Here is a 6287-nt window from a genome sequence, read left to right as displayed (position 1 = left end):
ATCCGGCCGGAGACGGGGTATCAACATATCTGGCGTTGATTTTTGGCACGCTGTTGAGTTCTCAAGGAACGGACGCTTCCTTCGTACTCACCCTCGCGGGCTTTCCTCCGGGCGCTTCCCTTCGGTGTTCACTACGTTAGCCGATTCTCCCGGTAACTCATAATCGAGTCTCGCGAGTTCGAATCCGGGCGCGCAGGCGCACCGAAACCGACCCCGATGAGGGGTTCTCGGTAGGTAGTGGGTTGACCGCTCCGGCTGCAGGCAATGGCCGTACCCGGTTCAGCGGCTCGGGCCACGTTACGCACCTTCCGTCGGCGAGTCAACTTCGACGGCGCCGCGGCACGTGGGCGCGGTAGGGGCTCACCGTCGGGTCGTCGGCGACCCAGAAGCGCCAGGGGTGAGCCTGCCCGCAGCCGCCATCGCCGGCGACCCCGGTACGCGGGCCGTTGCGTACCTGCTCGGGGGGTGTCGGGGCCCCGGTCAGGATCCGTATGGGGGTCTCGTCGGCGGCGCAGGCGTCGGTGCCGTCGAGGGTCCGGTCCACGTCCAGGGCCGTGGCCAGGCGGGCGGGGCCCTTGGCGAGTTCCTTGTCGCTGCGGGCCGAGGGCCGGCGGGTGCGGGCCAGCTCGGCGCCCTCGACGATCTCGCCGGCCCGGAGCAGGACCCCGCTCGCCCGGCCCTCCGGTCCGCACACCAGGTTCATGCAGTGCCACATGCCATAGGTGAAGTAGACGTAGACGTGGCCGGGTGGACCGAACATCACGCCGTTGCGGGCGGTACGGCCGCGGTAGGCGTGGGAGCCCGGGTCGTTCGGGCCGTCGTAGGCCTCGACCTCGGTCAGACGCAGGGTGATCGGGCCGTCGGGGGTCGTACGCACCAGGAGGCGGCCCAGCAGGTCGGGGGCGACCTCCAGGACGGGGCGGTCGAAGAACTCTCTGGGCAGGGGCGTACGGTCCGAGGGCGCGATCATGACTTCCGAGCGTAACCCGGACGGGTGGGTGCCCGTCCGGACTCGGGGCCCGCTCCCCTTGCGGAGTGCGGGCGGGGAACCGGCGGCGGTCGGATCGCGTTTGCAGGGGCCGGAGATCCACGTAAAGGGAGAGTCATGGGGTTCAAGAAGCTGCTCGCGAGCCTCGGCGCAGGCGGTGCCTCGGTCGAGACGGTGCTGCACGAGGTCAACGTCGTGCCGGGCGGGGTCGTCCAGGGGGAGGTACGGATCGAGGGCGGCTCGGTGAACCAGCAGATCGAGGGGCTGTCGGTCGGGCTGCAGGCGCAGGTCGAGGTCGAGAGCGGCGACCAGGAGTACAAGCAGGACATCGAGTTCACCAAGGTGCGGCTCGGTGGGGCCTTCGAGCTGCAGGCGGGGGCCGTGCACGCGGTGCCGTTCGGGCTGGAGATCCCGTGGGAGACGCCGGTCACGATGATCGAGGGGCAGGCACTGCGGGGCATGCACGTCGGAGTGACCACGGAGCTGGCGATCGCGCGTGCCGTGGACTCCAGTGACCTGGATCCGGTCAACGTGCATCCGCTGCCGGCACAGCAGGCGATCCTGGACGCGTTCATCCGGCTCGGCTTCCAGTTCAAGAACGCGGACCTGGAGCGCGGTCACATCCGTGGGACGCGGCAGCGGCTGCCGTTCTACCAGGAGATCGAGTTCTATCCGCCGTCGCAGTACCGGGGACTGAACCAGGTGGAGTTGAGCTTCGTGGCCGACGAGCACGCCATGGACGTGGTGCTGGAGATGGACAAGAAGTCGGGTCTGTTCAGCGAGGGCAGCGACACGTTCCGGTCGTTCCAGGTGGGTCTGCACGACTACCAGGGGACCGACTGGGCGGCGTATCTCCACCAGTGGATCGCCGAGGTCGGCAGCAGGCGTAACTGGTTCTAGGCTCGGGAACCGGAGACCCAGGAATCGATCAGGAGGTATCGAGGTGACCGAGCTCAAGAGGCGGCCGCTCCCCCATGACTTCCATCCGCCCGTGCCGTCGTTCACGGTCACGAGTGACGACGTCCGGGAGGGCGCGACGCTCAAGGATGCTCAGGTCCATGCGGGCGGGAACACCTCGCCGCAGCTGCGCTGGGAGGATTTCCCTCCGGAGACCAAGAGCTTCGCCGTGACCTGCTACGACCCGGACGCCCCGACGGGCAGCGGGTTCTGGCACTGGGTGGTGTTCGACATCCCGGCCTCCGTGACGGAGCTGCCGGCGGGTGCGGGCGGCGGCAAGTTCGAGGGGCTGCCCGAGGGTGCCGTGCACGCGCGCAACGACTACGGGACGAAGGACTTCGGAGGTGCCGCGCCGCCGCCCGGGGACGGGCCGCACCGGTACGTCTTCACGGTGTACGCCGTCGACCAGGAGAAGCTGGGTCCGGACTCGGACGCCTCTCCCGCGGTGGTGGGCTTCAATCTGCGCTTCCACACGCTGGCGCGCGCCCAGCTGATCGGTGAGTACGAGAACCCCGCCGAGGGCTGAGTCCCGCACGGCGCGGGCCCGCGCGCACTGAACGTTTGCCCGTCTCCGGTCTTGGGATCGACCGGAGGCGGGCATTTATTACGTTGTCCCGTCCCGGCGTGCCCGGCCAGAGTTGATCCAGCCCGCCACGGGGTGGGCCGGTGCACACGGGAGGTGGGCTGGAATGCGGGACACGCTGGTGCTGAACGCGAGCTTCGAGCCGCTGTCGACGGTGACGTTGAAGCGAGCCGTCGTACTGGTGCTGCAGTCGAAGGCCGTGGTCGAGCAGGCCCACCCCGAGCTGCGGATGCGGGGTGCGGTGGTGGACATGCCCGCGCCCCGGGTGATCCGGCTGTGCCGGTACGTGCGCGTGCCCTTCCGAAGACAGGCTCCGTGGTCGAGAAGGGGTGTGCTGGTACGGGACCGGCACCGGTGCGCGTACTGCGGGCGGCGGGCGGCGACCGTGGATCATGTGGTGCCGCGGTCGCAGGGTGGGCGGGACAGCTGGCTGAACACGGTGGCCTCGTGCGCGGAGGACAACCACCGGAAGGCGGACCGGACTCCGGAGCAGGCGGGTATGCCGTTGCTGCGGGAGCCGTTCGAGCCGACGCCGGCCGACGCGATGCTTCTGGCTCTGGGGCGGGAGGAGTTCGAGGCGCTTCCCGCCTGGCTGGCTCGGTCGGCCGCGTAGCGCTACGGCAGTGGGGCCCGCCTTCGCGACGAAGGCGGGCCCCACTGCCGTAGGACTGGGTTGTTCAGTCGATGGACGGCCTCTCGCGGCGTTCCGTGCCCGTACCGGCGTTGCCGCCGCCCGAGCTGCCGCCCGAACCTCCGCCCAGCGAGCCGAAGTTGCCGATGGCGCCGGACAGGCCCTTGAGGGCGTCGCCGATTTCGCTGGGGACGATCCAGAGCTTGTTGGCGTCGCCCTCGGCGATCTTGGGGAGCATCTGGAGGTACTGGTAGGAGAGCAGCTTCTGGTCGGGGTCACCGGCGTGGATGGACTCGAAGACCGTGCGGATCGCCTGCGCCTCGCCCTCGGCGCGCAGGGCGGCGGCCTTGGCCTCACCCTCGGCGCGCAGGATCTGGGACTGCTTCTCGCCCTCGGCGCGCAGGATTTCGGACTGCCGGACACCCTCGGCCTGGAGGATCGCGGCGCGCTTGTCGCGGTCGGCGCGCATCTGCTTCTCCATCGAGTCCTGGATGGAGGTCGGGGGTTCGATGGCCTTCAGCTCGACGCGGTTGACGCGGATGCCCCACTTGCCGGTGGCCTCGTCGAGGACGCCGCGCAGGGCCGCGTTGATCTCCTCGCGGGAGGTCAGGGTGCGTTCGAGGTCCATGCCGCCGATGATGTTGCGCAGCGTGGTGACGGTGAGCTGCTCGATGGCCTGGATGTAACTGGCGACCTCGTAGGTGGCGGCGCGGGCGTCGGTCACCTGGTAATAGATGACGGTGTCGATGTTGACGACCAGGTTGTCCTGCGTGATCACCGGCTGCGGCGGGAACGGTACGACCTGTTCGCGCAGGTCGATGCGGTTGCGGATGGTGTCGATGAACGGGACGACGATGTTGAGGCCCGCGTTCAGCGTCCGCGTGTAGCGGCCGAAGCGCTCGACGATGGCCGCGCTCGCCTGTGGAATGACCTGGATGGTCTTGATCAGGGCGATGAAGACCAACACCACCAGAATGATCAGGACGATGATGACCGGTGCCATCGTTGCTGCCCGTACCCCTTCTCCGCCTCGGCTCTTTTGGAAGATCTTGTGACTCTTGAAGATCTTGGCTGGTCGAGTCTGACAGACCGTCGTACATCTCGTAGGGCGTTCGGCCCACTTGCGTCATTGCCCGGTGGTGGGCGGTCACATGACGACGGCGGTGGCCCCCTCGATGTCCACGACGTCCACCTGTTCGCCGACTTCGTAGGCGCGGTCGGTGTCGAGTGCGCGCGCCGACCAGATCTCCCCGGCGAGCTTGATACGGCCGCCGGAGCCGTCGACGCGTTCGAGTACGACGGCCTGCTTGCCCTTCAACGCGTCGACTCCCGTGGCCAGTTCGGGGCGCTGTTTGCCGTGCCGGGCCGCGATGGGCCGGACCACGGCGATGAGGGCGACGGAGACCACGACGAAGGTGAGCACCTGGGCGACGACGCCGAAGCCGAAGCCCGCGACGACCGCGGCGGCGACGGCGCCCACCGCGAACATGCCGAACTCCGGCATCGCGGTCACCACGAGCGGGATTCCGAGCCCTGCCGCGCCGACCAGCCACCACACCCATGCGTCGATGTTGTTCACATGGTCATGGTAGGCCGCCGGTGATGACGGCGGACAGGGTGCGGTGAGGGGAGATCAGGACAGCGGCAGGCCCCGGGCGGTCCAGCGGTCGCCGGCCTGCTCGACGACGAGCGGGAGGCCGAAGCACAGGGAGAGGTTGCGGGAGGTGAGTTCGAGCTCCAGGGGGCCGGCGGTGAGGACCTTGCCCTGGCGGATCATCAGGACGTGGGTGAAGCCGGGGGCGATCTCCTCGACGTGGTGGGTGACCATGATCATCGAGGGGGCGATCGGGTCGCGGGCGAGCCGGCCGAGGCGGCGGACCAGGTCCTCGCGGCCGCCGAGGTCGAGGCCTGCGGCGGGCTCGTCGAGCAGGAGCAGCTCGGGGTCGGTCATCAGGGCGCGGGCGATCAGGGTGCGCTTGCGCTCACCCTCGGACAGGGTGCCGAACCTCCGGTCGAGGTAGTCGTTCATGCCGAGGCGGTCGAGGAAGGCGCGGGCGCGCTGCTCGTCGATGTCCTCGTACTCCTCCTGCCAGCCCGCGGTCATGCCGTAGGCGGCGGTGAGCACGGTCTGCAGCACGGTCTGGCGCTTGGGGAGCTTCTCGGTCAGGGCGATGCCGGCCACGCCGATGCGGGGGCGCAGCTCGAAGACGTCGGTGCCGGGCCGGCCGAGGGTCTCGCCGAGGACGGTGGCGGTGCCGGTGGTGGGGAAGAGGTAGGTCGAGGCGATGTTCAGCAGGGTGGTCTTGCCGGCGCCGTTGGGGCCGAGGATGACCCAGCGCTCGCCCTCCTTGACCGACCAGGAGACCTGGTCCACCAGAGCCCGGCCCTCGCGGACCACGGATACGTCCTGAAGCTCCAGAACATCGCTCATGAGCGCGTTGTCTCCCCTTGCAGTGTGCTGCCGGTCTCGGCCGTCGCGTACGCCTGTGGCTCGGTCCGCCGCGCCGGTGGGCGCAGCCCCCAACGAATCTACGCCACGAGCCGGACGGGGCGGCCCATCGGTCCTCTCCTTAGGGTGGAGGCATGCTCTCGGAACCGCGTTCTGGACGCCTTGCCGCTTGGGGAAATGCCCTTTTGTCCGGATATGCCTCGCCGGACGACGCCGTGCTCGCCATGGTCGAGGACGACGCCGTCCACCGGGTGGAGGGACTGCCCGGGGAGTCGGGGCCGGTCGGGCTCACGCTGGCCCTCGGACGGCTGCGGACGCTCGGGGCGAGTGCGCTGCGGGTGGCGCTGCCCGCGCCGGGGCATCCGCTGGGGCTGAGCGGGCCGCCGGAGTTCAATGCGCGGGCGCTGGAGGCCGAGGAGGCCGTGATCTGTCACGGGGCCGCTTTCGGGCTGGTGCCCCAGGTGTACGAGGCGGGGCCCGAGGGTGATGTGCACGCCGAGGTGGTGTGGCACGTGCTGCCCGTGCGGGAGGCGCCGCCGGCCGACGTGCCGTCGCTGGGTGAGGCCGAGCGGGAGCTGGCGGAGGCGTTGCGGGAGGCGACGGACGCGCTGTCGCGGCTGGACGTGGCCGGGTCGGGGCCGGTGGCCGAGGCTGCGATCGACGCCTATCGGGCTCGGGC

Annotated in this window: 8 protein-coding genes; 4 read left to right on the top strand and 4 right to left on the bottom strand. The window is 69.7% G+C overall.

The genetic code is table 11. From position 1 onward, the window contains the following. Window positions 1-319: 319 nt before the first annotated feature. Window positions 320-970 (bottom strand): DNA-3-methyladenine glycosylase, encoded by a 651-nt coding sequence (locus tag C1I97_RS28845; protein ID WP_111006063.1) that lies wholly within the window; start codon window positions 968-970, stop codon window positions 320-322. Between the two features lie 135 nt (window positions 971-1105). On the opposite strand from C1I97_RS28845, the gene C1I97_RS28840 reads away from it, so the two are divergent. The 3 genes from C1I97_RS28840 (at window position 1106) to C1I97_RS28830 (ending at window position 3141) form a co-directional block, all read left to right on the top strand. Continuing rightward, window positions 1106-1888, top strand: coding sequence for a sporulation protein (locus C1I97_RS28840; RefSeq protein ID WP_111006062.1), 783 nt, complete (start codon window positions 1106-1108; stop codon window positions 1886-1888). A 43-nt stretch (window positions 1889-1931) separates the two neighbouring features. Next, a complete protein-coding gene (locus C1I97_RS28835) occupies window positions 1932-2471 on the top strand; it encodes a YbhB/YbcL family Raf kinase inhibitor-like protein (RefSeq protein WP_111006061.1) in 540 nt (179 codons plus the stop codon). A gap of 163 nt (window positions 2472-2634) precedes the next feature. Then, window positions 2635-3141 (top strand): HNH endonuclease, encoded by a 507-nt coding sequence (locus C1I97_RS28830; RefSeq protein WP_111006060.1) that lies wholly within the window; start codon window positions 2635-2637, stop codon window positions 3139-3141. 64 nt (window positions 3142-3205) lie between these two features. Here C1I97_RS28830 and C1I97_RS28825 read toward each other — a convergent pair whose 3' ends face one another. The 3 genes from C1I97_RS28825 to C1I97_RS28815 all read right to left on the bottom strand — a co-directional run bounded on the left by C1I97_RS28825 (window position 3206) and on the right by C1I97_RS28815 (window position 5590). Further along, window positions 3206-4162 carry an SPFH domain-containing protein gene (locus C1I97_RS28825; protein ID WP_111006059.1) on the bottom strand — a complete coding sequence of 319 codons (957 nt, stop codon included), beginning with the start codon at window positions 4160-4162 and terminating at the stop codon, window positions 3206-3208. 144 nt (window positions 4163-4306) lie between these two features. Then, complete coding sequence (locus C1I97_RS28820) at window positions 4307-4738, bottom strand: NfeD family protein (RefSeq protein ID WP_111006058.1); 432 nt, start codon at window positions 4736-4738, stop codon at window positions 4307-4309. A 54-nt stretch (window positions 4739-4792) separates the two neighbouring features. Continuing rightward, window positions 4793-5590 carry an ABC transporter ATP-binding protein gene (locus C1I97_RS28815; RefSeq protein ID WP_111006057.1) on the bottom strand — a complete coding sequence of 266 codons (798 nt, stop codon included), beginning with the start codon at window positions 5588-5590 and terminating at the stop codon, window positions 4793-4795. A 152-nt stretch (window positions 5591-5742) separates the two neighbouring features. Here C1I97_RS28815 and C1I97_RS28810 point away from each other — a divergent pair. Continuing rightward, window positions 5743-6287 (top strand): hypothetical protein (locus C1I97_RS28810; protein WP_111006064.1); only part of this gene is annotated, 545 nt, incomplete at its 3' end.

It is taken from the genome of Streptomyces sp. NTH33, from assembly GCF_003236365.1.
In the GTDB taxonomy this organism is placed as follows: domain Bacteria; phylum Actinomycetota; class Actinomycetes; order Streptomycetales; family Streptomycetaceae; genus Streptomyces.
Note: the sequence above shows the minus strand (reverse complement) of the source record. Positions and strands in the feature narration are given on the sequence as shown.

Bases quoted from the DNA above. Each gene is read 5' to 3' on its own strand.
- C1I97_RS28845 (WP_111006063.1), bottom strand. From the start codon at position 970: ATGATCGCGCCCTCGGACCGTACGCCCCTGCCCAGAGAGTTCTTCGAC.
- C1I97_RS28840 (WP_111006062.1), top strand. From the start codon at position 1,106: ATGGGGTTCAAGAAGCTGCTCGCGAGCCTCGGCGCAGGCGGTGCCTCG.
- C1I97_RS28830 (WP_111006060.1), top strand. From the start codon at position 2,635: ATGCGGGACACGCTGGTGCTGAACGCGAGCTTCGAGCCGCTGTCGACG.
- C1I97_RS28825 (WP_111006059.1), bottom strand. From the start codon at position 4,162: ATGGCACCGGTCATCATCGTCCTGATCATTCTGGTGGTGTTGGTCTTC.
- C1I97_RS28815 (WP_111006057.1), bottom strand. From the start codon at position 5,590: ATGAGCGATGTTCTGGAGCTTCAGGACGTATCCGTGGTCCGCGAGGGC.